This window comes from Parasphingopyxis sp. CP4, assembly GCF_013378055.1.
Lineage (GTDB): Bacteria > Pseudomonadota > Alphaproteobacteria > Sphingomonadales > Sphingomonadaceae > Parasphingopyxis.
This window is the reverse complement of record NZ_CP051130.1, coordinates 1,519,982-1,545,703: the sequence shown is the minus strand read 5'-3', so window position 1 is coordinate 1,545,703 and position 25,722 is coordinate 1,519,982. Positions and strand designations below refer to the sequence as shown.

The window sequence follows — 25,722 nt, the reverse complement described above, 5'->3', positions numbered from 1 at the left end:
ACCGGGCGCGTGTTACAGCTGCAGCGCTTCGGATTGGGGCACACCGCTCCAGAATTCCGGGTCATGGCCATAGAAGATGCGCGCGCCCTTATCTCGCAATTTGGAGAGTAATTCCAAAGAATTGCGGCAGGCGTCGAGGCTCCAGGCATGGTCGGGAAGATGCATCTCATCGAGCGATTGACGCATGTTGCAACAATCACCGCACAGGATCGCTTCGCCGCCCCCCGTTTGCACACGAACCGATTGATGGCCGGGCGTATGGCCGGGGGTTGGGAACAGGACGACACTGCCGTCACCGAACAGATCATGCTCACCGCTCACCTGTTTGACAGGTTGGCCGGTATCGAAATCGACTGCGTGATAGGCACCATCTTCACCGCCCAGTCCAAAATCCCATTCACCCGATTGCACGATCACCGTCGCATTGGGGATCAGCGCATTGCCGCCTGCATGATCGAGATGGAGATGCGAGTTGATGATCCAGTCGATGCGCGCTGGATCGACGTTCAGCTCCGTAAGGCGATCGGCGATGCTCTCACCCTTGGGCATGTCGACAATCTTGCCGAGCCCGTCAGCCATATCGGTAAATCGCGGTGAGAAGCCGGTATCGAACAAGGCCAGCCCCTTGGGGTGATCGATCAGATAAGAGCAGGCGGGAACTTTGACCTTGCCGGGCTCGCCTTCGAGGAAGAAGCCCATCGGCAAAGTGATATAGCCGCAGGTAAAGGCGAACAATAATACGCCTTCATCGCCGTCGTGCCGGACGCCTCCGTTGGCCGCACCCATTATTTGCCCTTTCCGGTGAAGGCCGCGATCCGCTCCTGCATATCGGGGCCCGTGCCTTCATTCTCCATCACTTCCCATTGCAAACCGGCGTCCATCGGATCGCAATCGGTGGCTTCAAGCAGGCGCTTGTTCGCGGCGTGGGAGAAGGTGGAATTGGCAATGATCCGTTCGGCTAGCGCTTCGATCTCGGTCTCGAATTCCTCTTGCGGTACCGCATATTCGGCGAGCCCGATCCGGACGGCTTCGGCTGCATCAATCATGTCGGCTGTGAACATCAGTCGCTTGGCGGTTGCAATACCGACGCGGCGGGGGAGGCGCTGGCTCATGCCCCAGATCGGGGTCAGCGCCCATTTCGCATGGGTGTCGCCAAAGCGTGCACGGTCCGATGCGAGGATGAAGTCGGCGGCGAGCGCCACTTCCAGCGCCCCGGTGTAGCAGTGACCATGGACCGCCGCGATCACCGGTTTGGGCAGCTTTTCCATCATCCGCAGCGTTTCCGAATGCCAGCCTCGGGAGGGTACGGCTTCGCCTTCGGCAATATCGGCAAGGTCATGACCGGCGGAGAAGCATTTGCCCGCGCCGCGCAGCACCACGCATCCGATGCTGTCATCTTTGCGCAGGTCCGCAATATGATTGCGCAGCTCGCGGAACATCGAAACGGTGAGTGCATTCAGTTTGTCGGGACGGTTGAGGGTCAGCATCGTCCAGCCGGATCGATCCTCGCGCAAGATTTCATCTGCCATGTCGATGCCTTCCTTCCAATGTGCCTAGCTGGTCGCGCGATCCGATCGCCGGGTGATTTCGGACCATAGGCCGTCCGCCCCGAGTGCCGTGACCTGCGCGCCGAGCTTTTCCGACCAGTAGCGATCATTTCCACATTCCATCCGCCATGTGTTCAGTCTTCGGGTGAAATGGTGAAGCGGATATTCCTGGGTGAAGCCGATAGCGCCATGCACCTGATGGGCAATCGCGGTGCCCGAGCCGACAGCCAGATTGGTGCGCAGCTTGGCCGCAGCGATCTCAAACGATCCATCGCCCTGATCGAGCGCCAGTGCGGCGCCGGCGCCCGCAGAGTTTACCGCGGCAGCCTCAACCGCAAGGATTGCCAGCGACTGTTGCACCGCCTGGAACTTGCCCAGCGGACGGCCAAATTGCTCGCGCGTATTCACATGCTCGATTGCCATTTCGAGGATCCGGTCGAGCGCGCCCGCGGCAAGGCAGACACGGGCGAAAGCTCCTGCTTCTGTAGCGTCAATGTCTGTCGCGTCGAGGATCATTCCGGCAATATCGAGGTCGGATCCCTCATAGCCAGCGATCCGCAGCACGGCGAAGACATCGCCCCAATCGCCACCAAAGCCGCCATCGGCTTCCGGCACGAGCAGCATTGCGAATCCGGCTTGCTCGAGCGCGGCCATATCGGTTGCATCACGCAACACGGTGGTTGCGGTATCGCAGAGGAGGGATCGGTTCTCGCTCATCTCAGTCCAAGCCCGCGCGCAATAATCCCGCGCAGGATTTCCCGAGTGCCGCCCCGCAAGGAAAAGCTGGGAGCTGTCTGCACTAGCAGCGCAAGGGTTCGCGCCAACGCACTATCGCTGGCGCTGTCGAAATCGCCGCCGAGCACAGCCTGGATCGCGGTCGGCACATCCTGTTCGTAGCTATTGCCCAAATCTTTCACGATCGCTGCCTCGACCACGGGATCTTCGCCATTGGCGAGCTTCGCGGCCGTCGACATGGACATCTGCCGCAACGTCCAAAGCTCCGCAGTGAGCTGGCCGATCACCGATTGGACGGTCGGATCATTGCCCTGTTCGGCGATCAGGTAGCGGAACAGTGCATAGCTGGAGAGATAGCGTTCGGGCCCGGATCGTTCGAGCGCGAGTTCGGCGGTTACCTGCTTCCAGCCATTGCCCTCTTCACCGACCAGCGCCGTGGCCGGCACCTCGACTTCTTCGAAGAAAATCTCGTTGAAATCATGCTGGCCAGCAAGATTGACGATCGGTCGGACTGTAATGCCGGGCGTGTCCATGTCGATCAGCAATTGGCTGAGGCCCGCCTGACGCTCGGTACCCGGCTCGGTACGGACAAGCGCAAGGATTGCATGTGCCCTATGTGCGCCCGAGGTCCAGACCTTCTGGCCGTTTACGATCCAGCCCGTATCCGTCTTGCGCGCTGATGTCTTCACCCCGGCCAGATCGGAACCGGCACCCGGTTCGCTGAGCCCGATACAGGCATAGGTTTCGCCCTTGGCCATGCCGGGCAGGTATTCTTCGCGTTGCTCTTCCGTGCCGTAGCGAAGGAGAAGTGGCCCGGTTTGTCGATCGGCTATCCAATGCGCGCCGACCGGTGCACCGGCAGCCAGCAATTCTTCGAGTACGATATAGCGTTCGAGCGGATCGCGCTCATGCCCGCCATAGCGTTTGGGCCAGATCATCCCAACCAGGCCTTCTTGGCCGAGCCGCCGGCTGAAGCCTGGATCGGCGACCGACCAGCTGTTTGCGCGGTCCGCTGCATCCCAGTCCGCTTCGCAATCCGCGACGATATCACGCACCTGTTGTCGCAAGGCGCTTGCTGTATCGGGGGTTGCAAAAGGGTGGATGGCAAAGCTTGGCATGTGCGGTGGTTCTAAGCACAAATCGATCCATGGCAAAGCCTAATTGCGGGGCGGCTCGGCTATGGTCGATCCGGGCGGTCCGCGCTATGCGGTCAGTGAAGAGGAGAGCGGAATGGGTGATTTTGTACAGCGCGAAACCAATGGCCGGGTGGCGATCCTTCTGCTCAACAGCCCGGATACGCTGAACGCGATCGGCACGCGCGAGCATTGTGAAGACCTGATCGGTGCGCTCGAAGCGATTGAGGAAGATCCAGCGATCAGCGTCGCGATACTGACAGGCAATGGCCGAGCCTTTTGTGCCGGCGGCAACCTCAAGGGCATGAAGGACAAGACCGGTATTGGCCGGTTGCCGATCCCCGCAGACACCATGTCCAACTATCGTCGCGGCGTTCAGAAGATCACCCGTGCATTCATGGAATCCAATGTGCCGATGATTGCTGCCGTCAACGGCCATGCGATCGGGCTCGGGCTCGATCTTGCCTGCCTGTGCGATGTGCGCGTCGCGGCCGAGAGCGCGAAATGCGCGGCGAGCTTTATCAAGGTTGGCATCGTGCCCGGCGATGGCGGGGCATGGTCGCTGCAGCAGATCCTCGGCTATTCGAAAGCGGCCGAACTGTTTTTGACCGGCGAGCGATTTAGTGCCGCTGCGGGCCTGGATATGGGCCTCTTCTCCCAGGTGGTGCCGGACGATGAGCTGATGGATGCAGCCCAGGGGATTGCCGCCAAGATCGCGGAAAATCCACCGCGTGCCGTGCGCTTGACCAAGCGCTTGCTGCGCGAAGCTCAAGCCCAGCGCTATTCCGACATTCTTGAATTATCGGCTGCCTATCAGGCGGTTATCCACGAAACGCGCGATCATGAAGAAGCCGTCGACGCGTTCCTTGAGAAGCGCGCGCCCAACTTCACCGGCGAATAGCGCCAGACACGCTTATTTGGGTGGCATCCGGATGGCGCCATCCAGCCGCAATGCCTGTCCGTTGAAATAGGTGTTGCGCGCGAGTTCAAGGATCAGGCTGCCAAATTCGTCCGGGTTGCCGAGCCGCTTGGGGAAGGGGACGGACGCGGCGAGATGATCGAACATTGCCGGTGCGCGATCCTTCATGCCGAGCATCGGCGGCGTCGCAAATATACCCGGCATGATCGAATTGACGCGGATCCCGATATCCATCAGGTCGCGCGCCATGGGCAGTACGAGCCCGTTCACACCGGCTTTGTTTGAACCGTAAATGACCTGGCCGATCTGTCCGTCCTGGGCAGCGGCCGAGCTCGTCAGCGTAATGCACCCGCGTTCGCCGTCCTCGTTGAGAGGTTCGGCATTGGCCATACCGAGTGCGGAGATTGATGCGATCCGGTAGCTGGCGACGAGGATGCCTTGCGCGCCCTTTTCATATTCATCGGTCGCGAGCCGGACAAATCCGCCCAGCTCCTTGTCATAGCGCAGTGTCTTGCCGCGGCCGGATGTCATCGCGCAATGCACCGTCACCCGTTCCTGGCCATGGGCATCGCGGGCGGCTTCGAACCCATCGAGCACCGATTGTTCATCGGTAATGTCGACATGTTGGAAGGTCGCACCGATTTCGTCCGCCTTGGGCTGGCCTGCGTCTGCGTTGATATCGAAAATCGCGACCTTGAAGCCCGCCCCGGCCAAGGCCCGCGCGCTAGCGTTGCCGAGCCCTGACGCCCCGCCGGTTACGACCGCTGCCAATCCTGGTTCGAACTTCATCGTGTAATTCTCCTTATCTCGTCTCACTTGCAGTCTTGCCGGCCTGCCGCTTCGCAAAATAGGCAAGGCAGACAACCAATAGTGACAATATCGCGGCGAGCCCTGTTGTGCCTGCCCAGCCGGAAAGGTCATAGGCAATCGTGCCGCTCCAGCTTCCCAGCCCTCCGCCGAGGAACATGAAGACTATGTAGAGCGTCATCAAGCGGGTGCGGATTTGCGGTGGCTGATCGAGAACCGTCATCCGGCCGCTGATATCGATGACTGGCCCCGATATATTCATAAGCGTGAGCGGGATGAGGAGCAGCCAGATATTGTTTCCCGCCGGGAAAAGCAGCAATACGCCAACCATCTGGATCAACACCATCAGCAAGCGCGCGCGATGGGCGCCCAGCCGGTCGGCGAGGCGACCGAACCGCGTCGTGGTGAGCAGGTTGATCGCGGCAATCGCCGCGAGATAACCGACGACATCGGTGCCATATCCCATCTCCGGGCTGGTCAGGTGAAGGCCAAGACCGAGCCACAGGACGAGGAAGATGGCAAAGCTCAATCCCTGGATAATTCCGGAGACCATGATCTGCGGGTTTGCGCGCAGCATGCCGAACAGCGAGGACAGCAGCTGGCCATAGGGCAGGGCTTCGCTGTCATCGGGTGGCGGGCTGTCTTCGCGCATCAGGATCGGCAGGACCACGACCGAGGCCAGCATCAGCAGCGTCGCCATGCCATATACGCTCCGCCATCCCAGATATTCCGCGATCACACCCGACCCGGTGCGCGAGAGCAGCACGCCGGCGATCACGCCGGTGGTGAGGATTGCGGTCACATGGCCGAGCCGTTCGGGTGGCACACGCTTGGAAACAAAGGCAGGCAGCAAATAGGGCGCGACAGTGAAAAAGCCGAGCAATGCCGAACCGGTGACGAACAGCCAGAAGCTTTGCGCAACCGTCATAAGCGCCAGCGCCCCGACCTGGGCGGCTAGAAACAGCGGAACCAATCGCCGATTGCTGAACCGATCGCCAAGCGGCAGCAGGAGCAAGATCCCGAGAGCCAGGGCAAACTGATTGAACGCCGGAACCGCGCCGACTTGCGCCGCGCTGACTTCAAAGTCGGCGGCGACGGGCGCGATGATCGGGTGGATATAATAGGCATTGGCCGTGACTATCGCAGAGGCGATGGCGAGCCCGATAACGACCCGATCTGGGAGATAGTCACGCAAGGGCCTAGCTGAGCGTCAGGCCGCCATCGGCGATCACAGTATGGCCCTGGACGTAGGAGGCGAGCGGCGATGCAAGAAACAGCGCGACACCGGCCATTTCATCAGGTGTGCCGGGGCGACCGAGCGGGATGGCCTGCAGACTGGCTTCCAGCCGCTTGTCATTGTCTGTCGTTACGGCTGTCAGCTTTGTCGGTATCAGGCCGGGTGCGAGGCCATTGACCCTGATCCCGTAGCGGGCCCAAGCTTGGCCTAATGTCTTGGTGAGGCTGACGGCAGCGGCTTTCGATGCGGCATAGGCAGGATTGCCGATATTGGCGCGGAAGCCGGATACTGAGCTGACGATGATCACCGATCCATTGCTCTCAGCCAGCATATCGCGAAACGCGTTTGCCGTGTGCATCACCGAATTGATGTTCACGTCCATCACTTCGTCCCAGCCGGCTTTTTCAAACTCGGCGCGCTTGTAGCGGACTATTCCCTGGCTCAGGACGAGTACGTCTAGGGTATCAAAGTCAGGCGAGGCGCTATTGATACTGTCGAAATCGGACACATCGACTTGCGCATAGTGCAGCCCTTCAAGATCCGATCCTTCGACACCGTCATAATCGGCTGCGTTTGCGCGGGTTCCCCAGATATGAACCTCGGCACCTTTGGCACGAAACCCCTGGGCGATTCCGTTGCCGATGCCGCTCGACCCGCCCACGACGAGCACTGTCTTGCCGGTGAAATCCAGTTCATCTGCCATGATCTGTGCGCCCCTTGTCACTCTTCTTCTGATCTATCTTTCTAACAAGCGTATCGATGGTTGCGCGAGAATGACACAGCTTTTCCGCAAGATGGCCGCGAAAATCGCTGCCTGAGTGATCGAGCACTAGTCGCGCAGCGCGAATAATTTTGTCGGGTGAGATGTTCCGCGCAACGCCACGTCTCCCAGCGGTTTCCAGCCGGAATCGCGATCAGAGCCCAGCACATTGCTGAGCACCTGTTCCGACACCACCATTACGGCATCCTCTGCCTTGGCAACGGCTTCGAGGCGCGAGGCTTCGTTTACCGGCGCACCAATCACGCTGAATTCAAGTCGCTCTTCATCGCCAATTGCTCCCACCATGACTTCGCCGGCATGCACAGCGATCACAACCGAGATCGGCGGCAGGTTGCGCGCGGTGCGCAAATCATTCCATCGTTCCAGTTCGGCCAGGGCTTCCTTGCCGGCCGCAATGGCATTGCCCGCAGCCGATGCGGAATCTTCTTCGAGGCCGAAGACAATCAGTGCGCCATCGCCGATAAATTTGTCGACCACACCATCATGCGCGGCAACGACGCGCGTGATGCGGGAGCGATACTCGCTGAGGAAAGCGCTGATCTCTGCCGGTTGGAAGGATTCCGATAGGGCTGTGAAGCCGCGGATATCGACAAACATGATGACGAGATTGGCCAGCCGGCCGGCGCGCAGGCGCGATATGTCAGCGTTCGTCATCTGGTCCGCGAGTTCGCCCGGCAGGAAGCGTTTCTGATTGGCGCGTACTTCGACTTCGTCAGCAATGCCGTGGATCAATTTTCGACCGCGCCACACAGACAGGGCGGCGATACTGATGACCAACAACAGCATGATAATACGTACAAAATTGGGAATACCGGTATAGTTGGACGTGAGATAGCGGAGAGTCGGCTCGTCAGGCGCGTTTCCGGCGCCTGGATTGAACAGTAAGAGGCCGATGACCGCGCTGACCAGCAGCAGCGACGTCGTAATCTGAAAGACCAGCCGATAGCGCAGGGTTTGCAGAACCAGGAACACAGCGAGCAGATAACCGGCGGGAGACGACAGCGCAGCGAAGGAACTCGCGCCCGCAGAATTCAGGTCAGTGTAAATATTGACCGCGATCAGGATGACTTCGGCAACCGCTAAAACCCACGCGATCCAGGTCCGATACAGCCCCAGCTTCACGATCCCGACAGAGAGCACACCGAGACAGAAATAGAGGGTGAGCACGGTCAGCGAGTGATAGACCTCGGACACTGTATTCGGATCGGACGGCATGCCTGCGCGCTGAATCAAGACGAATGCGGCAAGTCCGAGGATTGTTGCGACCAGCATACGGGCAATGCCGATCAGCGCTTCGGCTTCAACCTCGGCAGAACGGAACAGGCGATCAAAATGTTGCATAGCGCCTAGCCTGATCGGTTTTTTGAAATTGTACAAGAAATGCAGCGGTATGAAATGCCGCGAATGCGTGTCTCATCATCCCTCTTCGGGAGAACGCCAATCACCACCCAGGGCCAGGCTGAGATCGATATAGTGGGTCAGCACGGAGCGCTGGATCGCGACCAGGCTGCTACGGGTGCCGAAGACGCGCTGCTGAATGTTCAACACATCGATCAGCTCATTCTCGCCCTCATCAAAGCGCAGCTGCGCAATGTAGAGCGCCCGGCCGGATGCTTCGTCTGACGTCAAGAGCGCGCGCCGGCGTTCGCGCAATATCTTGCCCTGATCGAGCAAGCCTTCGACTTCGGAAAACGCATTGAGCGCGAGATCCGCATAGTTGGCGACCGCTTCTTCTTGCGCGGCGGTGGAGACGTCGACCTGGGCTTGCCGCCGCCCACCGTCGAATATCGGTGCGAGCAGATTGGCGGCCAAGCGCCACACCACGTTTACAGGATCTAACAAGTCTGACAATTCATTTGACGCACCACCGAGCGATCCAGTGAGGCTGATTTGCGGGAGGCGTGCGGCCTGAGCCTGGTCGACACCGGCAATCGCCGCTGCAATGCGGCGTTCGGCAGCAATAATATCCGGCCTGCGTTCGAGCAGCTGTGAGGGGAGTCCGGCGGGCGGCGGTGGCGGCTCGCGCATCAATCGATTGGGGAATTCGAGATCGGTATCAGGATATTGACCGAGCAGCACTTCCAGCGCCCGGATCGCATCGCGTTCGCCAAGCTGTGCGCTGAGCAGGGAATCGCGCGCGCTCTCCAGGTCTGTGCGCGCCAGCGCAGCATCCTGTGCGTTCGCATAGCCATTCTCAAAGCGCACCTGCACGATCCGGTCGATCTCGGTCAGGGCGTCGACAATATCCTGGGCGACACGGATCTGCATACGCGCTTCAATCGCGACGAAATAGGTCCGGGCGACCGCTGCTGCGAGTGAATGCTGGGCAAAGCGATAGTCGGCCTCTAGCGCGCGGGCACTTTGCCGGGCGGCTTCAACGTCGGACCGGACCCGGCCCCAGACATCCACTTCCCAGCTGGATTGCACGCCAAGGCTAAAAGCGTTGCCGGTCGGTCCGCCTTCTAACGGTCCGCTGCGTGCCGCTCCTGCGGTTGCGTCTAGCGTTGGATAGAGTTGCGACTGCGACTGGCGCAGCAAGGCATAGGCCCGCGCAACGGCTGCGGCTGTGGCCTGCAGGCTGCGGTTCTTTGCTTGCGCTTCGGCAACCAGTTCCGAGAGCACAGGATCGTTAAACGCGTCGATCCAGCCAACATGCACGTCGCCAACCGTTTCCTGCGCCATGATCCAGCGTTCAGGGACCGGCGGCAGGTTGGAATCTGCAATGCCCGATGCTTCGCCAGTCGCATTGCTGAAGCTCGCGCAGCCCGACAGCGCTGCCGCCAGTATCGCTGGCATCATCGTTGCTGCGAGGAAGCGCTTCATGCCTCGACCTCCGCATCTGCGGTTTCATCGCGACTGATCCGGAAGAACAGCAGATAGAGGACCGGAATCAGCACCAGGGTGAGCAATGTGGCGAAGCTCAGACCGAAAACCAGCACGACCGCCATCGATCGGAAGAAGGCATCTGCGAATAGCGGGATCACCCCGAGGACCGTCGTGATCGCACCCATCGCCACGGGCCGGACACGACTGGCAGCGGAATCGATAACCGCATCATAGCGCGGTTTTCCTTCGCGGATTTCGAGATCCATCTGATCGACCAGCACGATCGCATTCTTGATCAGGAGCCCCGACAGCGACAGCAGACCAAGGATCGCCATAAACTCCAGCGCGGAGTTGGTAAGCAGCAATCCGATCACGACCCCGATGATCGAGAGCGGGACGACGAGCCAGATGATCAGCGGCTGGCGGAGCGCGTTGAACAGCACCACGACGACCAACACCATGGCGAGGAAGCCCATGGGTAGCGTGCTCGCAAGATTGCCATTGGCTTCGGTGCTGCTGCCATATTCGCCGCGCCAGGTGAGGGTGTAGCCAGGCGGTAGTTCAATCGCCTCTATCGCGGGACGCACGCGCTCAAAGGCCACCGATGCCATTTCACCGGGGATAGGATCGGCCTGTGCCTTGATCGTCCAAACACGATCGATCCGTCGCATCATTGCGTCCCGCCAGACTGTTTCAAAGCCGGTCACTGTTTCAATCAATGGAACCGTGCCGCCAGTAACCTGGCTCGGAATCTGGACGCTGGCGATGCTTTGCACGTCGCGGCGTTCACCCAATGGCGCCCGTGCGACGATCGGTATCAGCGTATCGCCCTCGCGGTACACGCCGACATTGCGACCCGAAAAATTGGTGCGCAATGCGTTGGCCAGATCCTCGCGCGATATGCCGAGCCGCCGGCTGCGCGCTTCGGAGTAGGTGGGTTCGATGACGCTTACCCGCTGGCGCCAATCATTTTTGACAGCCGTGATCCGGTCGTCCGATGCATAAATCACTTCAGCTTGGGCCGAGAGTTGCCGCAGCACGGCCGGGTCCGGCCCGGAAAATTCTGCTTCCAGCTTCGATCCGCCACCGGGCCCGAGTTCGAACCGCCAAACCTTTGTCTGCGCATCGGGATAGTTGGAATCGATATGGTTCTGGATGACCGGCATCAACGCATCGATCTGGTCGTAATCGACCTGGAGTAGCAGCTGCCCATAGGAGGAATTATTGCTCTCGGCTGGATAGACCAACATGAAGCGCAACGCCCCGGCTCCGATGAGTGTGTTGACGCCTTCCACGCCCTCAAACTCGGCAACCTCGCTTTCGAGCTGGGTCATATTGTCAAAAGTATGCTCAATATCGGTGCCTTGCGGCATCCACACATCGACGACGAGCTGCGGGGTAGTCGAGGCCGGGAAGAAGCCCGACTTCACAAAGCCAAATCCGAAAACTGCCACGACGAACATCATCACGGCAGCGCCTACTGCCTGCCACGGACGACCCAGCACAGCGCGCATAAAGTCCTTGTAGCGGGTCATGAACTTGCCATCGCCTTGCTCTTCGACCGCGTCTCCTTCGACTTCTTTGAACAGCATGTCAGCGAATAATGGTACGGCGGTGATGGCGAACACCCAGCTGTAGAGTAGCGAGATCAGGACCACCCAGAAAAGATGGCCGGTAAATTCTGCGGTGGACCCCGGCGCAAAGCCAATCGGCGCAAAGGCAATGATCCCGACCAGCGTGCCGCCGAGCAGCGGCCATTTGCTGCGGCTCACAATCTCCTTGGCGATATCGAGTTTCTTGCGCCCCTTTTGGACGCCCACCAATATCCCTTCAGTCACCACAATCGCATTGTCGACGAGCATCCCGAGCGCAATGATCAGCGCGCCGAGCGATATTCGATGCATCGGTATCCCGTTCAGATACATGGTCATCAAGGTGGCCGCGATCGTCAGGATCAGCACCGCGCCAATGATGATCGCCGAGCGCAAACCCATGAAGAAATAGAGTGTGACCAGCACGATCACGAGCGCCATCAAGACATTGAGCGCAAAGGCCTGAACCGCCGCGTCGGTTACTTTGCCTTGGTGATAATATTCGTGGATCTCAATGCCGAGCGGGCGGCGGCCCTCGCTCTCGGCGAGCGCGGCATCAATTGCCTCGCCCATAGCGACGACATTCGTTCCCGGGACATTGGAAACACCGATGCCTATCGAGGGCTCGCCATTGTATCGGTTCTGGAAGCTTGGCGGGTCCTGATAATCGCGGCGGACCGTTGCCACATCGCGCAGGAACACCACGGTGTCGGCTTCGGGTGTCGAGACGAGGATATTCTCGATTGAGGCAACCGAATCCACTTCGCCGGTTGGCTGGATCATGACGCGGCGATCGCCGATCCGCACATCGCCGGATGAGACTACGGAGTTCTGCTGGGCGAGGTCGTTATAAACCTGGTCTACCGAGACGCCGAGTGCCGAGGCGCGTTCGCGCGAAATCTCGACATAGATGACTTCTTGTTGCTGACCCTGAATTGCGACCTTTGCCACGCCATCCACTGCGAGCAGTTCGGTCCGCAGGTCGCGGGCATATTCGTATAGCTCGCGCGGCGAATAACCCTCGCCGGTGATCAGATAATAGATGCCATAAACGTCACCAAAATCGTCATTGACGATAGATTCTTCCGCACCGGGCGGCAGCGAGCTTTGCGCATCGCGCACCCGATTGCGCAGCTTTGTCCAGATCAGCTGCAATGCGTCGCGGGTCGTGGAATCGCCATATTTGATCTCGACCGTGATCCGAGACAGGCCGTCAGACGATACCGAACGAACTTCCTCAACCTCGCCCATCTGCTGGATCGCACTTTCCAACGGTTCGGTGACTTCGTTGGCGACTTCTTCCGGCGTTGCGCCCGGATATTGGGTAATGACAACAGCTTCGCGGATCGTGAATTCCGGATCCTCGAAGCGCGGCATATTGCCATAGGCAAGCCATCCGCCAACCAGCACCCCGATGATGACCAGGAAGCTGATGAGCCGGTTTTTTATGGAGAATTCAGCAGGACTCATTGCCGGCGGCTATTCTTCATAGGGCCGGATCTCCATGCCCTCATGGAGATAGGATGCCCCTGCGCCGGCGATTTTGTCGCCGCGTCGCAGTCCGCTGGTGACCGTCATCATTTCGCCATCGGCGGACGCCACCACAACATCGCGGCGGGACACGGTCATAGTCTCTTCATCGACCAGCCAGACATAGCGATCATCGCCATCTGATTGGATAGCGGCCAGCGGAACCGAAACACCTTCGGGTACGATGCCACCTTCTTCCAATTCCAGTCGCGCCCGGACCGTGCCAGTCATGCCGGGCAAAATGAGCGTATCGGAAGGCGGTGTGAAATTGAATCGTACTTCAAAGGTCTGGCTCGATGGATCGGCCTGGGTCGATGTCGAATAGATGGTCGCCGGCATTTCGACATCCGGCGCCGCATCAAGCGTCATCACACTGCCGAGCGGGCGGATTTGCCCGGAATTGGCAACGATTGTGGCGGGGACTTGCACAACCGCGCGCGCTTGGCCTTGAGTCTGAAGCGTCAAGATTTCCTGCTGCGCGCCGATATTTTCGAACCGCTCGACATAAGTCCGCGCGACGACGCCGGAGAAAGGCGCGCGGAGCACGGTGTCATCAAGTCGCACGCGCGCGGTATCGAATTGGGCGCGCGCCACTTCGCGCGCCGTTCGGCGTTGTTCGTAAACATTTTGCGCAATCGCATCCTCAGCAACAAGGCGGGACGCGCGCTGATACTCGGCATTGGCGTTGTTATATTCCGCCCGGGCGGTCGCGAGATCATTTTGATAGGTGCGCGGATCGAGACGGGCCAATACCTGGCCCTGGCGAACATTATCGCCTTCGCGAACCAGCATTTCCTGCAACGTGCCGTTGATTTCGAATGTCAGATCCGAAGAGCGCGCTGCTTCGATAACAGCTGGCAGACTTTGTGTGCGGACATCAGCACCGGTCGATACTTCGATGATTTTGACGGGGCGGACCGGCGCAGTTTCTTCTTCGGCACCGCCCGAACAAGCGGCCAAACCAACAGCCACTCCGATCGCTAACAGGCTATCGCGGCACATGCGGCCGATTTGATGAGCCGGCGAGCCGGAGATTTGCGGATTCGTCGATTGACCCATTATCGAATCTCATGCCCCTGAAGTCGTTCAACGCACCATAACTCAACGAAATCTGTGACAGTTGCAACCAGCGAATCAGGCCGATCCGGCACCAACCACGAATGACGCTACGGTGGTCGTGCTGCCGCCGATGTTGAGCATGCCGACCGTGTCCGCGCCCTCTACCTGATAGTCGCCGGCCTTGCTCGTTACCTGTTTCGAACAGTCGAGCATCATGCGAACGCCGGTCGCGCCTACTGGATGGCCGGAACCGATTAGGCCGCCGCTCGGATTGATCGGATGATCGCCATCGATGGCGATTGCGCCATTTTCGATGATCTTCCAGCTTTCACCCGGGTCGGTCAGGCCGAGATGGTCGATCGCCATATATTCGGTCGTCGTGAAACAATCATGGACCTCGATGCCGTGGAGCTGTTTCGCTGAGCCAACGCCCGCACGATCGAGTGCGTCGGACACCGCTTTGCGGACATGCGGAAAGACATAATCCTCCGCCTTGCTCGCTTCGATTTTGGGCTGATAGCCGATATGTGCCGTACGATGGCCCCAGCCATCGATCCGCGCGAGATCGTCGAGCGACTTGCCATGTGCCTTGCAATAGTCCCGGGCACGCTTCTCGCCAGCAAGGAAGATCACCGCGCCGCCATCGGACACCTGACCGCAATCCTGCCGCCGGATGCGTCCATCGATCACCGGATTGGCTTCGTCATCTTCTTCAAAACTCGCATTGCCAAAGGTCCATTTTCGCGTCTGCGAGTTGGGATTGCGCCGGCCATTGGCAAAATTGTTACGCGCGATTTCAGCGAGATGCGCCTGTTTCAGGCCAAATCGCGTTTCATACTCATCGCCCAGTTCCGAAAAGATATGCGGCCAGGGATATTTCACGCCTTCGCATTCCTTGCCGGAGAACATCGCCGGCCCGCCAATAAACTGTGCGGCTTGATCGCCCGGCACGTTCCGCATCATCTCGATACCGAGCACGCAGACCAGGTCGTAGCGCTCCGCCTCGATCTCGGCCATCGCGCTGAGGATGGCCATGCTGCCCGACGCGCAAGCGGCTTCGTGGCGCTGTGCAGGCATGCCGGAAAAGCGATCATCGACCGCAGCAAAGAACCCGCCAAGCTGGCCCTGGTTGCAGAATAGCTCGGCCGTGAAATTGCCGACATGAGCGGACTCGATTTCCTCGGGTTCGAGCCCGGTATCCTCCAGCCCACCTTCAAGTGTGGCCTTGAACATCGCGAACAAGTCGCCGCCCTCGCGATGCCAATTGCGCGCGAAATCGGTTTGATAGCCGCCAAGAATGAAAACCGGTTCTGCCATGATGCCTCGCCTATGCCTGTGTCAGTTCGTCGCAATCGGCCCAGATGGCATGCGTGCCGCTGCTGATCCGATGGGGGAGTTGGATCCGGCACACCGGACCCGCTTCGATATCGCGCGCATCGACCAGCACGCATTCAGAGCGATCATCGTTCGTGTTGATCGTGAAGGTGACGAGATAGCCATCTTCTTCTTCCTTCGACCCGACCCGCGGAATGAATGCTGGCTCGCTCAGATATTCGCCGTCCGGGAATTGCAGCTCAACCGATTCCCCGGTTTCAAAGTCATGCTTGACGATACCGGTGAAGAGAAACCAGCCGGGCTTGGCCGTGGTGCTGTAGAGAAAGCGTGTTTTCTTCGCCTGGAACTTGCGGTTGAAACAGCCAAATTCGAGGATCCGTTCGTCGAGATGCTCTTCATGCGTTTCGCCGGTTTTCAGGTTGAAGCGCCAGCGATGGAGTTTCGGCTTCATCGAATGCTCGTCGACATAAGCCATCAGCTGCGCCCATTCGCGCGGCGCATCCTGGAGCGGCTTGGGCTGCGGATCTTCCTGGAAATAGCCTTCCAGCACGATCTCATCACCCTCTTCATAGGCGTTCATCCAGTGAAGGACGAAGGTCGGGTCGGCCTTGAACCAGCGAATATCCTTTTCCGTGCCATAGCGCGGGATGATCGCAAAGCGGGTGCCGAGTTCGGGATAATAGCGGGCCGCGTGGAGGTCTCGCTCCAGTAGTTCGGGATCCCAGAACAGTGGCAGATCGTTGAAGATCGTATAATTTTCGGTGAAGGCCATATCATGGGGGAGGCGCGGCCCGGGCAGCGGGATCGGCACATAATGGGTGAGCTGCTCATTCTTATCGACAATGCCATAATGCATGTATGGCGCCTTCTTCGAATAGTTGAAGAAGAGCAGCTCGCCGGTCTCAAGGTCGACCTTGGGATGGGCCGATATGCCTTCATCCGGGCCCCAGTCCGCAATGCCAAGATCCTGAAGCGTGACGGGATCGAGCAGATAGGGCTCGCCGCACTGATAGAAAGTCGAAACCACCTTGCCGGCATGGATGACAACATCGGTGGAGGAGGAATCCTTGAGCGATCCCTGGGCGCCCCAGCCGGGTCGTTCGGAGAGCGCAGGGTTGGCGGCGATGCCAGCCCATAGCGATCGCCCGGCATCCTGCTCAGCAAGGAAGCCCTTGGTCTTCACAAAACGGTTTCGATAGCTCGCCTTGCCGCCATCGATATGGATCGCATGCAACATCCCGTCACCATCAAACGGATGATAGGTACCGATTGATTTATGAACCGGATTTTCCGTGTTCCGGACATAAACACCTGAGATGTCATCAGGAATTGTACCGATCGCCTCAAGGTCGAGTGCGTCATATTCTTCGAAGTTCGGAGTCCATGCGCCGCCGATATAGGGGTGGCCATCATCTTCCAGTGTGGGTTTCACACGGTTCACGATAGTCGTCGCCATGGCGCATAGTCCTTTCCGATCAAATGATTATTATCGATACCGGAATGAAGATGCTCTGCCTAGGCTTGGGGAAATAGCTATGGCCAAGCGGCGTTCTGCGCAGCATATCGGGGCAAAGATATAAGGGGCGCACTTATCATGGATGCTGTTTTTTCACTGTTTGCAACCAATGCAGCGATCATTCTCGCGATCCTCGTCCTTCTCTGGCTGATCAGTGTGGCGATCAAGGATGTTAGCTTTATCGATGCCTTTTGGGGCTTCAGTTTCGTCATCATTGCCGGGGTTACCTATTTGCTCACCGAGGGCGGATCGGAAGAACGACGCCTCCTTATCCTCTGCATCACCGCGGTTTGGGGTACGCGACTGGCCGCTTATCTGGTCTGGCGCTGGCGGCTCGAAGGGCCGGACGGGCGCTATCTGGCGATGCTCGGCAAGGCCGAACCGCATCCGCATCGCTTCAGCTTCCGGATGGTGTTCATGCTGCAAGGCGTATTGCTGCTCATCGTCTCGCTGCCGATCCAGCTTGGCATGGTACCGGCTGAGCCTGCCGCGGTTGGTGTGCTAGGATGGATTGGCGCGGGCCTTGCGATTATCGGCATTGCCTTTGAAACGATCGGCGACTGGCAGCTTGCCCGTTTCAAGGCGCAACGGACAGGCGGTGTGATGGACAAGGGCCTGTGGCGCTATACGCGGCATCCCAACTATTTCGGCGATACCTGTGTTTGGTGGGGTTTGTTCCTGATCGCCGCCGAGACGAGCCTGGGCTTGTTCAGCGTGATCGGACCGTTGCTCATGACCTATCTGCTGCTCAAATGGAGCGGCGCAGCCTTGCTCGAGCGCCGGATGAAGCGCGCCAAACCTGAATATGAAGATTATGTGCGCCGGACGAGCGGATTCATTCCCTGGCCACCGAAATCAGACGCATAGCTGGGTCTGACGACTAGCGCAGCAGATGCGCGCCCTTTGACGGCAGGTAGATTCCGGCACTCGCTTGCACTTCAGCCATGCGGTTATGGTCGTGTTCGACCCAGCCGATGACATCCTCGGCGAGTGACTTTTCGACCACTGCTACCAGGCAACCGCCAAAGCCAGCGCCCGTCATCCGCACCCCGCCGCGATCACCGATTTTCTCGGCGAGCATTGCCACCATCTGATCGATCGGCGGGATCGATACCTGAAAGTCGTCACGCAATGAGGCGTGAGACGCCGCCATGATTTCAGCCAGGCTTGCGGTGTCGCCAGTCGTGAACGCATCAATGCCTCTGCGCACCCGCGCGATCTCTGTGACGACATGGCGTGCGCGGCGGAAACAGGCCTCATCGAGATCACCGCGTTCGGGCTCGAGCCGAGCGGGATCCAGGTTCCGCAAGGCATCGACACCATAATGTTCGGCGGCCGCTTCGCATTCTGCGCGCCGCGTATTGAACGGGCTGTCGGTCAGGATTCGCTGGATTCCGGATTCGATGATCACGATTGCAAGGGACTCTGAAATCGGGACCGCGCGCTGTTTCATCGATTGGCAGTCGATCAGAACCGCCGCGCCCTCTGTACCGCAGGCCGATGCCATCTGATCCATGATACCGCAGGCGCAACCGACAAAATCATTCTCCGATTGCTGGGCGATGCGGGCCAGATCGCCCGGATCGACCTTCGCATCCGCGTGCATCGATAGAGCGAGAGCAATCGCCACGCCGAGGGAGGCGGATGAGGAAAGACCGGCACCCATCGGCACATTGCCAGCGATGGCAAGATTGGCCGCAGGCGGCTGGATACCGCGCTCGCGGAGGAAATGAGCAACGCCGCGGATATGGTTTTTCCAGTCCGCTTCTGCATGGTCGATTACGCCTGCAGTGGCCGAGAAACCGTCGCTATCATCATCGAAGTCTGCGGCGAAGGATCGGATTTCGCCATGGTGCGCCGGCCCGATCGCGATCATCGTTTCCCGGTCAATCGCGCAGGGCAGGACAAGACCATCATTATAGTCGCAATGCTCGCCAATCAGATTGACCCGGCCTGGAGCGGCAACAATGCGCACCGGTTCTTCTCCATAGGCGCGGCGAAAGGCAGCGCTGACCCGCTCGATCAAGATGTCCCGTGGCGTCATTATCCGCTCTTATAATGGATATCGCTTGTGGCGCGGAGCATTTCGGCAGCGCGCTCAGGCGTAATGTCGCGCTGGGCCTCGGCCATCAATTCATAGCCGACCATGAATTTGCGAACCGAGGCGGAGCGCAGCAGCGGCGGATAGAAATGCGCGTGGAGCTGCCAGTGATCGATATCTTCCTCGCCGATTGGCGCGCCGTGCCAGCCCATCGAATAGGGAAAGCTGCATTGAAACAGGTTGTCATAGCGCGCCGTGAGTTGCCGCATGGCTGTGGCGAGATCGTCGCGTTGCTCGCTCGACAGCTCGGGCATCCGCTGGACCGGGAAGCGCGGTAACAGCAGCGTTTCAAAGGGCCATGTCGCCCAATAGGGGACAATGGCGAGCCAGTGATCGGTTTCGACGACGGTCCGCCTGCCATCCTTCTGCTCGCGGTCGGCCAGCTCCAACAACAGCGACGCACCCTGTTCGGCGCGATAGGCGCGTTGGTGGCGATCTTCGACGGCCACTTCGTCGGGCACATGGCCCGTGGCCCAGATCTGGCCATGCGGGTGCGGATTGGAGCAGCCCATCATCGCGCCCTTGTTTTCGAATATCTGGACGTTGCGATAGCGGCCGGATTCGGCAAGCGCTGCGGTCTCTTCGCACCAGGCATCGACGATAGCGCGAACTTGAGAATGCCCCAGCTCGGGCAAGGTTTTCGCATGATCGGGAGAGAAACAAAGCACCCGGCATGCGCCGCGACTGCTTTCGGCTGCGAACAGGGGATCATTGTCCGCTTGCAGATCGTTTTGCTCCAGAAGGGCGGCGAAGTCATTGTCGAAGACAAAAACGCCATCATAATCGGGGTTGGTATCGCCAGTTTTCCGAGTGTTGCCTGGACAGAGATAACAGTCCGGGTCGTGCGATGGCGGCTGGGATTGCTCTTCGCCCTCTTCACCCTGCCACGGGCGGGAGAGACGGTGAGGCGAGACCAATACCCATTGGCCGGTCAGCGGATTTCGGCGGCGATGCGGCTGTCCGAAATCGACTGGCATCAGGTCGTGACCCGGCGTGGGAGGATGAACTCTGCGCGATTGCCCAGGAACAATCGATTGGCGACCAGCGCTGCGATCACAGAGGTTACCAAGGTAACCACCATGAAATCGATATAATGCATCGTGATGATGCCGGCGGGCTCAAGCCGGAAGGTATAGAGGCCATACAGCACCACGCCCCAGATCACGCCGCCCACCGCGGCCGGGGCCGCGACATTGCGGAACAGCAGCCCGGCGACAAAGGCCGACAGGATCGGCATCGATAACAAGCCGTTCAGCTGCTGCAGCAAATTGATGATGCTATCGGCATTTTGGTAGAGCGGAACCAGCATGATGGCGACGACAGTCAGCAGGATGGAGACAGCGGCCGCCAGCTTCCAATGATCCTTCACCTCGCCGACAAATTGTTCATGAAAGTCGATCGAATAGAGCGCGACCGAACTGTTGAGCACGGCGCTGAAAGTGGTGATGACGGCTGCAGCCACCATCGCGGCAAAGGCTCCCGACAGCCACGGCGGAAGGATCTCGGCGATCAGTCGCCCGTAAGCCGCATCACCGACATCGCCGAACATCTTGTACGCGACGATGCCCGGTATCACGACGATAGGCGGAACGATGAGGATGCGCACTATGGCGGCGGCCATCACGCCCTTCTGGGCTTCTTTCACGGTCGGCGCCGCCATGGCACGTTGGGTGATATTCTGGTTCGTTGACCAATAGAAAATCTGGATGAAGATCATGCCGGTGAACAGGGTATGGAAGGGGATCGGAGAATCCGGCCCGCCGATCATGGTCAGCCGCTCGGTCGGCACGCCGGTGACGATATCGAAATCGACCGCTGCCAGCGCAAGGATAACGATCAGGACAGCCAGCCCCAGCACACCGATGCCGGAATAGGTGTCCATAACCGCGACTGCGCGCAGGCCACCGAAGATCGTATACGCCGCTGAAATTACGGCCAGAATGCCAGCAAAAAACAGGATCGGCATCGTGCTACCGAACAGCGACTGCATGAACAATCCACCCGAATAGAGCGCCGCCGGCAGGTAGATCAGGATATTGCCGAACAGGAAGAGCGCGGAGATCAGTGTCCGGATGCTGCGTCCGCCATATCGCTTCTCGAGCAGCTCGGTCACCGTCGTGCATTTGTTCCGATAATAGATCGGCACGAAAATATAGGCGAGGATCAGCAGCCCGGCGAACCCGCAGATCTCCCACCAGGCGAGGAGCAGCATCTGGTTGCCGTTCATGCCGACAAGCTGGTCCGTCGACAGGTTGGTGAGGGTGATCGACCCGGCAACGAACAGCCAGCTCAAACCACCGCCGGCAAGAAACACATCCCGGCTCGAACCGTCATGACTGGCTTTGCGAATCTTAAGCCAGGTGGCGAGGCCCACAAGCGCCGTCAGCAGGACACACACCAGAATCTGAATGCCGCTTGCGGCAGGAAGGTTAGCGAGCATGTGCGGCCTTTGGCAGTGAGCGCTCAGCTTAGAGCCGAACTGACGCACAGCCGCAAGGGTCCGGCTGTTTGACTCACGCTGCCTGCCGTCTTTTATGGTGCGGATGACGGGGACCAGCGAATATGCGCGGATCGATGGCGAGGGGATTAGCCTTGTCATTGCTGTTGACGATAGAGGCGTTGCAGACCTCATCTATATTGGCGCGAAGCTGGCTGCCGCTGAGGACTTGGCCACACTGACGAGGAGCCAGCAGCGTGGTCGGCATGAGAACCAGCCCGATATCCCGCCGGTCGCCGGGCTGCTGCCTGAGAGCAAATTCGGATACGCTGGGCATTCGGCGGTCGAGCTGCGTAATGGTGCAGATCGGGTGCAGACGGATTTTCGTGTCACGGCGGTCAGGACGGAGGGCCAGCGGCTGTCGGTCACCTTCGACAATGCGGCGCCAGCATTGCGGATTAACCTGTCATGGGAGATCCGCACAGGGCCTGTCCTGGTCACCCAATTGGCACTGGAAAATCGCTCCGGTCATACGCTCGCTATTGATCGACTGGTATCAATCGCTCTGCCAATCCCGGCACGTTTTGAACGCCTTATCTCCTATTCCGGACGTTGGGCTGGAGAGATGCGGGAAAGCGAAGACGCAGTCGGACCGCATGGCTTTGCAGCCCGCTCGGTCGGTGGCAGACAGGGATTTGGTGGCGGCAACTGGCTGATTTTCGTCGATGCACACGATGCCGGCGTGTTGGGCGCGCATCTCGCATGGAGCGGCGATTTCGAGACATTTGTCGATCGCGATGCCGATGGTCGCGCGACTTTGCTGATGAGCCCGAGGCTGGACGCTGGTGAAATCACGCTGGCACCTGGCGAGCGGTTCGAGACGCCAGAGGGGCTCGTGGCGCTCGGCGATGATCGATCACGGCTTGCGCAGAGTTTTCATGACTATGCGCGATCCGATGTCCTGCCCGGTCGCACTGAGTGGGGGCCTCGCAAGGTGCATCTCAACAGCTGGGAAGCACTGAGTTTTGCCATGGACGAAGCCAAGCTGATGGCTCTGGCGGATCGCGCTGCGGAGCTGGGTGTCGAGCGCTTCGTGCTGGACGATGGCTGGTTTGGCGGGCGGCGAAACGACCGCAGCTCGCTGGGCGATTGGACCGTGTCTCCCGATGTGCTGCCCAATGGATTGGATCCGCTGGTCGCGCATATCGAGGAGCTCGGCATGGATTTCGGCCTTTGGGTCGAGCCGGAGATGATCAGCGCCGATAGCGACCTTTATCGCGCGCATCCGGATTGGTGCCTCCAGATTCCCGGTCACGAACAGCGCGAGCAACGTCACCAGCTGGTTCTCGACCTGACCGTGCCTGGCGTTACGGACTACCTGTTTAGCGCGCTCGATGCGCTGCTGTCGGCGCACCGTATCGCCTATCTCAAATGGGATCATAATCGCGATCTCTTTCCTGCGGCCAATGCGGATGGCCCAGTTGGCTATCGGCAGACCCAAGCGCTCTATGATCTGCTCGAACGGTTGCGCCTAGCGCATCCGGATATCGAGATTGAAAGCTGTGCCAGCGGCGGTGGCCGGATCGACTATGCGATCCTGTCCCGCTGCAATCGCATCTGGGCGAGCGACAATAATGATGCGCTGGAACGACTCCGGATCAACCGCAGCTGGTCGCAATTCCTGCCGCTCGAGGTGATCGGTTCGCATGTTGGCCCATCGCCCAACCCGATCACCGGACGCCGATTGGATATGGATTTCCGCGCCAAGGTTGCGTTGTTTGGCCATATGGGTGTGGAAGCCGATCCCGGGGCGATGGACGCGCATGATCGAGAGGTGCTGCGCGCCCATATTGCGCTGTACAAACACTGGCGGGGCCTGTTGCACAGCGGCCGTCTGCAGCGCCTGAACCATCAGGATCCGGGTATCTCCGGCCTATTGGTCACGGACGACCAACACGGCCTTGCGCTGGTCGCCCAAAGCGGATTTGCCGAAAGTTTTGGAACCACTCCAATCCGCTTTGCAGGCCTTGATCTCGACGCCACCTATCGTGTGACTCTTCCCGAACCATGGCCGCGCAAAGCCAGCCGCTATCTCGCCGATCGCCAAGGCTGGCGCGATGGTCGCATACTCAGCGGCCAGGCGCTCCGCGATAATGGGCTTGCGCTGCCGCTCACCCATCCCGAAACAGCATGGCTGATCGCATTTGAAAGGACCCATGGATGAAGCTGGGCTGTTGCTACTATCCTGAACATTGGCCCGAAGAAATGTGGGCAGATGACGCGCGCCGGATGAAAGAGGCCGGATTGTCGCTGGTACGGATTGGCGAGTTCGCCTGGAGCCGGATTGAGCCCGAATATGGCCGCCTCGACTGGGACTGGCTCGATCGCGCGGTGGAGACGTTAGGTGATGCCGGGCTTCAGATTGTCATGGGAACGCCGACTGCGACACCACCCAAATGGCTGATCGATAAACGCCCCGACATGGTGCCTGTGGGCGCTGATGGATTGCCGCGCCATTTTGGTTCGCGGCGTCACTATTGTTTCTCCCATCCGGGCTATCGCGAAGAATGCCGCCGGATCGTGGCTGCACTGGCGCGCCGCTATGGTGAGCATCCGGCGGTGATCGCCTGGCAGACCGATAATGAATATGGCTGCCACGACACGGTCCGCAGCTACTCCATGGCAGCAGAGCGTCGGTTTCGCGAATGGCTTGCGGAACGCTATGGCGAGATCGGGGCGCTCAACGCTGCCTGGGGCAATGTGTTCTGGAGCATGGAGTATCGCAGCTTCGAAGCGATTGACCTGCCCAATGCGACGGTCACGGAACCCAATCCTGCCCATATGCTCGACTATCGCCGTTTTGCTTCGGACGAAGTGGTCTCATTCAATGCGCTGCAGACGGCGATATTGCGCGAGCATTCACCGGGTCGCGATATCATCCATAACTATATGGGATTCTTCACTGATTTCGATCATCATGACGTGTCGAAAGAGCTCGATATTGCAACCTGGGACAGCTACCCGCTCGGCTTTCTGGAGCAGGCCTGGTTCGATCGCACGGAGAAAGACGCCTATCTGCGCCAGGGCCATCCGGATTTTGCTGCGTTCCATCATGATCTCTATCGCGGATGCACCGATGGACGGTGGGGCGTGATGGAACAACAACCCGGCCCGGTGAACTGGGCGCGGTTCAATCCGGCGCCCTTGCCCGGGATGGTCCGCCTCTGGACGCTGGAGGCCTTTGCCCATGGCGCCGAGTTCGTCTCCTATTTTCGCTGGCGCCAGGCGCCATTCGCGCAAGAGCAAATGCATGCCGGGCTTTTACGACCCGATAGCAGCGAGGATGTTGCGATCGGCGAAGCGCGCCAGGCGGCTGCGGATCTGGAAATACTGGGTGAGGGCGGCCCGTCCGCCAGCAAGGTCGCGCTGCTCTTCGCCTATGAAGCGCAGTGGATGCTCGAAACGCAACCCCAGGGCCGCAGCTTCCAGTATCGCGAACTGGCGTTGAACTTCTACACCGCCCTGCGAAAGCTCGGTCTCGACATCGATATTGTCGGGCCCGATGCGGAGCTTGGCGATTATGCGATGGTTCTGATTCCAACCCTGCCGATCGTGCCGGACGGTCTGATTGAGAGATTGCAGGCGCTGGAATGCCCCGTGTTGATCGGGCCGCGCAGCGGCAGCAAGACCGGGAGTTTCTCGATCCCCGAAACACTTGCGCCCGGCGTGCTGCAGGATCTGCTGCCGCTAAAAGTCGTCCGCGTGGAAAGTTTGCGCGATGGCGTGCGAGAAGAAGGCGATGGCTTCTCCGTGAGCCGCTGGCTCGAACATGTCGAAACCGATCTCACGCCGGAATATGCGCTCAGCGATGGTCGCGGCATCGTCTATGCGGAAGGGTCGTATCGCTATCTCGCCGCATGGCCGGACGCGCGGTTGTTATCAGTGCTAGTGGGCCGCATGGCCGGAGAGGCCGGCTTGAAAACGATCGAACTGCCAGAGGGATTGCGTGTCCGATCATCTGCGGATCACATCCTCGCATTCAACTATTCGAGCGCAGCGATCGATATTGGTCCGGTCGAAACCGCATTGGGCGCTGGGAACCGGGTGAGCGGCTTAGATCTCCTCGAGCCAGCCGGTGTCGCGATTTGGAAGCGATAGTCCCAAGGA

The 25,722-nt window shown here is 59.5% G+C and carries 20 protein-coding genes; 4 read left to right on the top strand and 16 right to left on the bottom strand.

Features of this window, described 5'->3' with window-relative positions:
* Positions 1-12: 12 nt before the first annotated feature.
* The 4 genes from HFP51_RS07445 to HFP51_RS07430 are packed head-to-tail and all read right to left on the bottom strand — an operon-like array spanning position 13 to position 3,400.
* Positions 13-786 carry an N-acyl homoserine lactonase family protein gene (locus tag HFP51_RS07445; RefSeq protein ID WP_176875135.1) on the bottom strand — a complete coding sequence of 258 codons (774 nt, stop codon included), beginning with the start codon at positions 784-786 and terminating at the stop codon, positions 13-15.
* Positions 786-1,529, bottom strand: a complete 744-nt coding sequence (locus HFP51_RS07440; protein ID WP_176875134.1) for an enoyl-CoA hydratase/isomerase family protein — start codon at positions 1,527-1,529, stop codon at positions 786-788. Before HFP51_RS07440 ends, HFP51_RS07445 begins: the two co-directional genes overlap by 1 nt.
* Before the next feature lie 24 nt (positions 1,530-1,553).
* Positions 1,554-2,264 carry an acyl-CoA dehydrogenase family protein gene (locus HFP51_RS07435; RefSeq protein ID WP_176875133.1) on the bottom strand — a complete coding sequence of 237 codons (711 nt, stop codon included), beginning with the start codon at positions 2,262-2,264 and terminating at the stop codon, positions 1,554-1,556.
* Entirely contained in the window at positions 2,261-3,400 is a 1,140-nt protein-coding gene (locus tag HFP51_RS07430; protein WP_176875132.1) for an acyl-CoA dehydrogenase family protein, read from the bottom strand. The genes HFP51_RS07435 and HFP51_RS07430 overlap by 4 nt, the downstream gene beginning before the upstream one ends.
* A gap of 112 nt (positions 3,401-3,512) precedes the next feature.
* Between HFP51_RS07430 and HFP51_RS07425 the strand changes: the two genes are divergently transcribed.
* Complete coding sequence (locus HFP51_RS07425) at positions 3,513-4,316, top strand: enoyl-CoA hydratase-related protein (protein WP_176875131.1); 804 nt, start codon at positions 3,513-3,515, stop codon at positions 4,314-4,316.
* A 12-nt stretch (positions 4,317-4,328) separates the two neighbouring features.
* On the opposite strand, the gene HFP51_RS07420 is transcribed toward HFP51_RS07425, so the two are convergent.
* The 9 genes from HFP51_RS07420 to HFP51_RS07380 form a co-directional block, all read right to left on the bottom strand.
* The gene (locus tag HFP51_RS07420; RefSeq protein ID WP_176875130.1) at positions 4,329-5,123 is read right to left on the bottom strand and encodes an SDR family oxidoreductase; all 795 of its coding nucleotides are present in this window, start codon (positions 5,121-5,123) and stop codon (positions 4,329-4,331) included.
* Positions 5,124-5,136: 13 nt separating this feature from the next.
* Complete coding sequence (locus tag HFP51_RS07415) at positions 5,137-6,336, bottom strand: MFS transporter (protein ID WP_255454599.1); 1,200 nt, start codon at positions 6,334-6,336, stop codon at positions 5,137-5,139.
* 4 nt (positions 6,337-6,340) lie between these two features.
* Positions 6,341-7,081 (bottom strand): SDR family NAD(P)-dependent oxidoreductase, encoded by a 741-nt coding sequence (locus HFP51_RS07410; RefSeq protein ID WP_176875129.1) that lies wholly within the window; start codon positions 7,079-7,081, stop codon positions 6,341-6,343.
* 126 nt (positions 7,082-7,207) lie between these two features.
* Positions 7,208-8,500: an adenylate/guanylate cyclase domain-containing protein gene (locus tag HFP51_RS07405; protein WP_176875128.1), complete on the bottom strand. Its 1,293-nt coding sequence runs from the start codon at positions 8,498-8,500 to the stop codon at positions 7,208-7,210.
* 75 nt (positions 8,501-8,575) lie between these two features.
* Positions 8,576-9,982 carry an efflux transporter outer membrane subunit gene (locus tag HFP51_RS07400; protein WP_176875127.1) on the bottom strand — a complete coding sequence of 469 codons (1,407 nt, stop codon included), beginning with the start codon at positions 9,980-9,982 and terminating at the stop codon, positions 8,576-8,578.
* Positions 9,979-13,047 (bottom strand): efflux RND transporter permease subunit, encoded by a 3,069-nt coding sequence (locus tag HFP51_RS07395; protein ID WP_176875126.1) that lies wholly within the window; start codon positions 13,045-13,047, stop codon positions 9,979-9,981. The genes HFP51_RS07400 and HFP51_RS07395 overlap by 4 nt, the downstream gene beginning before the upstream one ends.
* Before the next feature lie 9 nt (positions 13,048-13,056).
* Entirely contained in the window at positions 13,057-14,166 is a 1,110-nt protein-coding gene (locus HFP51_RS07390) for an efflux RND transporter periplasmic adaptor subunit (protein ID WP_176875125.1), read from the bottom strand.
* Positions 14,167-14,241: 75 nt separating this feature from the next.
* A complete protein-coding gene (locus HFP51_RS07385) occupies positions 14,242-15,483 on the bottom strand; it encodes an acetyl-CoA acetyltransferase (RefSeq protein WP_176875124.1) in 1,242 nt (413 codons plus the stop codon).
* A gap of 10 nt (positions 15,484-15,493) precedes the next feature.
* Positions 15,494-16,957, bottom strand: a complete 1,464-nt coding sequence (locus HFP51_RS07380; protein ID WP_176875123.1) for a carotenoid oxygenase family protein — start codon at positions 16,955-16,957, stop codon at positions 15,494-15,496.
* Positions 16,958-17,095: 138 nt separating this feature from the next.
* Between HFP51_RS07380 and HFP51_RS07375 the strand changes: the two genes are divergently transcribed.
* Positions 17,096-17,884 carry a DUF1295 domain-containing protein gene (locus HFP51_RS07375; protein WP_176875122.1) on the top strand — a complete coding sequence of 263 codons (789 nt, stop codon included), beginning with the start codon at positions 17,096-17,098 and terminating at the stop codon, positions 17,882-17,884.
* 13 nt (positions 17,885-17,897) lie between these two features.
* Here the strand turns inward: HFP51_RS07375 and galK are convergent, their stop codons facing one another.
* From galK to HFP51_RS07360, 3 genes are read right to left on the bottom strand one after another with little or no spacing between them, the layout of a single operon-like run.
* On the bottom strand, positions 17,898-19,061 hold the full coding sequence (galK, locus tag HFP51_RS07370) for a galactokinase (RefSeq protein WP_176875121.1): 1,164 nt from the start codon (positions 19,059-19,061) through the stop codon (positions 17,898-17,900).
* Positions 19,061-20,095 carry a UDP-glucose--hexose-1-phosphate uridylyltransferase gene (locus HFP51_RS07365; protein ID WP_176875120.1) on the bottom strand — a complete coding sequence of 345 codons (1,035 nt, stop codon included), beginning with the start codon at positions 20,093-20,095 and terminating at the stop codon, positions 19,061-19,063. The genes galK and HFP51_RS07365 overlap by 1 nt, the downstream gene beginning before the upstream one ends.
* On the bottom strand, positions 20,095-21,558 hold the full coding sequence (locus tag HFP51_RS07360; protein ID WP_176875119.1) for a sodium/solute symporter: 1,464 nt from the start codon (positions 21,556-21,558) through the stop codon (positions 20,095-20,097). The genes HFP51_RS07365 and HFP51_RS07360 overlap by 1 nt, the downstream gene beginning before the upstream one ends.
* A 103-nt stretch (positions 21,559-21,661) precedes the next feature.
* Here HFP51_RS07360 and HFP51_RS07355 point away from each other — a divergent pair, with 103 nt between their 5' ends.
* Both HFP51_RS07355 and HFP51_RS07350 read left to right on the top strand, forming a co-directional pair.
* Positions 21,662-23,779, top strand: coding sequence for an alpha-galactosidase (locus HFP51_RS07355; RefSeq protein ID WP_176875118.1), 2,118 nt, complete (start codon positions 21,662-21,664; stop codon positions 23,777-23,779).
* The gene (locus tag HFP51_RS07350) at positions 23,776-25,713 is read left to right on the top strand and encodes a beta-galactosidase (RefSeq protein WP_176875117.1); all 1,938 of its coding nucleotides are present in this window, start codon (positions 23,776-23,778) and stop codon (positions 25,711-25,713) included. The genes HFP51_RS07355 and HFP51_RS07350 overlap by 4 nt, the downstream gene beginning before the upstream one ends.
* Positions 25,714-25,722: the final 9 nt, after the last annotated feature.